Source organism: Streptomyces viridochromogenes DSM 40736 (assembly GCF_000158955.1).
In the GTDB taxonomy this organism is placed as follows: domain Bacteria; phylum Actinomycetota; class Actinomycetes; order Streptomycetales; family Streptomycetaceae; genus Streptomyces; species Streptomyces venetus.
This window is the reverse complement of the sequence record NZ_GG657757.1, coordinates 8,176,654-8,179,136: the sequence shown is the minus strand read 5'-3', so window position 1 is coordinate 8,179,136 and position 2,483 is coordinate 8,176,654. Positions and strand designations below refer to the sequence as shown.

1 protein-coding gene and 1 pseudogene are annotated in these 2,483 nt (G+C 76.7%); both read left to right on the top strand.

All coding sequences use genetic code 11. From position 1 onward, the window contains the following. Positions 1 to 536: pseudogene (locus tag SSQG_RS35870) on the top strand (ABC transporter ATP-binding protein); the annotation flags it as partial. Next, a partial coding sequence (locus SSQG_RS40080) for an ABC transporter ATP-binding protein (protein WP_078506981.1) occupies positions 533 to 2,483 on the top strand: 1,951 nt, incomplete at its 3' end. The pseudogene SSQG_RS35870 and the gene SSQG_RS40080, both read left to right, overlap by 4 nt.

The following is a 2,483-nucleotide window of genomic DNA, read 5'->3' as shown; positions in this document are numbered from 1 at the left end:
ACGACGACCTGCGCCGCGCCGTCGGCTACGCCTTCGCACGTCCGGCCCTGCTCGGCGGCACGGTCGAGCAGGCGATCGGCCTCGGCCTGCCGTCCCCCTCCCCCGGCCTGATCCGCGAGGCGGCCCGCACGGCCCTGGCCGACGACTTCGTCTCCCGGCTCCCCGACGGATACGCCACGGCCGTCACCGACGCCCCGCGCTCCGGCGGCGAGTCCCAACGGCTCGGTCTCGCCCGGGCGTTCGCACACGGCGGCCGTCTGCTGATCCTCGACGACGCCCTCTCCAGCCTGGACACGGTGACGGAACGCCACATCACCGACGCCCTCCTCGGCGACGGACCGGACTGCACCCGGCTCCTGGTCGCCCACCGCAGCGCCACGGCCGCGTGTGCCGACGCCGTGGCCTGGCTGGACGGGGGTCGGGTGCGGGCGGTGGGGCGGCACGAGGAACTGTGGCGGGTCGCCGAGTACCGGGCGGTCTTCGGAGAAGGACCGCCCTCCGCCGCGAGCGATACCGACAGGAGTGTGCGGGCATGACCGCCGCCGGGCTCCCCACCCGGGGACTGCGTTTCCTGCTGGCCCGCCGACGGGTCCTGCTGCGGCTCACCGCCTGGTCCGTGCTGGAGACCGGCCAGACCTTCCTCATCGGGTACGGACCGGCCCGGGCCCTGGACGAGGGGTTCCTGCGCGGACGGCCGGACGTCGGGCTGGTCTGGCTCGCGGTGACCGGGCTCGGCGTCCTGCTCGGCGCGTACGGGACCGCACGGGTCTACGCGGCCGTCGCCGCCCTCGTCGAACCGCTCCGGGACCGGCTCGTGGAGCGGGTGGTCTCCCGCGGGGTGCGCAGCGGCGACGCGGGTTCCCTGTCGGGGCTCACCCAGCAGGTGGAGATCGCGCGGGACACCTTCGCCGGGCTGGTGATGGTCTCCCGCTCCTTCCTGTTCACGGCCGCCGGTGCCCTGGCCGGGCTGTTCGCGCTCGCCCCGCCGCTGCTGCTGGTGGTGGGGCCGCCGCTGGCCGCGGGAGTGGCGCTGTTCGCGCTGACGCTGCGGCCGCTGGCCCGGCGGCAGGAGGACTACCTCGTCGCCGACGAGGCGCTCGCGGGACAGCTGGGCACGGTCTGCCCCGGACTGCGGGACATCACTGCGACCGGCGCCGAGGCGCACATCGCCGCGGACACCGGCGAACGGGTCGAGGCGGAGCTGCGGGCCGCGCGTGCGCTGGCCCACTGGGGCGTGCTGCGCGTGGCGGCCCTGGCGCTCGGCGGCCAGCTGCCGATCGTGCTGCTGCTCGCCGGCGCTCCCTGGCTGCTGGCCCACGGTGTCACCACAGGCGCCCTGGTCGGCGCCCTCTCCTACGTCACCCAGTCGCTCCTGCCCGCCTTGCGCAACCTGGTCCACGGTCTGGGCACCAGCGGATCCCGCCTGACGGTGGTCCTACGCCGGCTGGCCCCGGCGAGCTCCGGCGGGGCCGGCGAGGCCAACAGGGCCGACAGGGCCGACAGGGCCGACAGGGCCGACAGCACGCGATCCTCGGCGGCGGGCTCCGGCGGGGCCGGCGACGGCGCCCGGGCCCGGGCGGCGAGCACCGGCAAGACCGGCGACAGCACCCAAGCCCCGGCGACGAGCACCGGCAAGACCGGCCACGGCACCCGCCCCCCAGCGACAAGCACAGGCAAGACCGGCGACGGCACCCGAGCCTCAGCGACAAGCACCGGCAAGACCCACGACGGATCCCGAGCCCCAGCGGACCGGCACCCCGCGGGCACGCCGAGCCGGGGTGCGGGACCGTGTCCCGATCCCGGGGCCCGGGCCGATGGGGCCCGCGGCTCGCTCCCGGGGACGGCAGGGGACGCCGACGCCTCCCGCGGCACACCCACCGGTGCCGGCCACCCGCGCGGCACCACGCCCCCGGCCCTGTCCCTCGCCTCGGTCACCTTCGCCTACGGCCCGGCGAGCACCCCCGTCCTCCAGGACCTCGACCTCGATCTCGCGCAGGGCTCGCACCTGGCCGTCGTCGGTCCCAGCGGCACCGGCAAGTCCACGCTCACCGCCCTGGTCGCCGGGCTCCTCACACCGGACCGGGGCACGATCAGCGTGGGCGGGCGTCCCGTGCCCGGGCCGGAGGCGGCCGCCGCGCGGGTGCTCATCCCACAGGAGGCATACGTATTCGGCGGCACTCTGGCCGAGAATCTCGCCTATCTGCGCCCGGACCCGGTGCCGGAGGAGGAACTTCAGGCCGCTGCCGACGCGGTCGGGCTCGCCCCGCTGGCCGACCGGCTCGGCGGTCTCGGGGCGCGGCTCGATCCGGCGGCCCTGTCGGCCGGTGAGCGGCAGTTGGTCGCGCTGACCCGGGCCTACCTGGCGTGCGCCCCGCTCGCCCTGCTCGACGAGGCGACCTGCCACCTGGACCCCGAGACGGAGGAGCGCGCGGAGCGGGCCTTCGCCGCGCGGCCGGGCGGGACCCTGGTGGTCGTAGCCCACC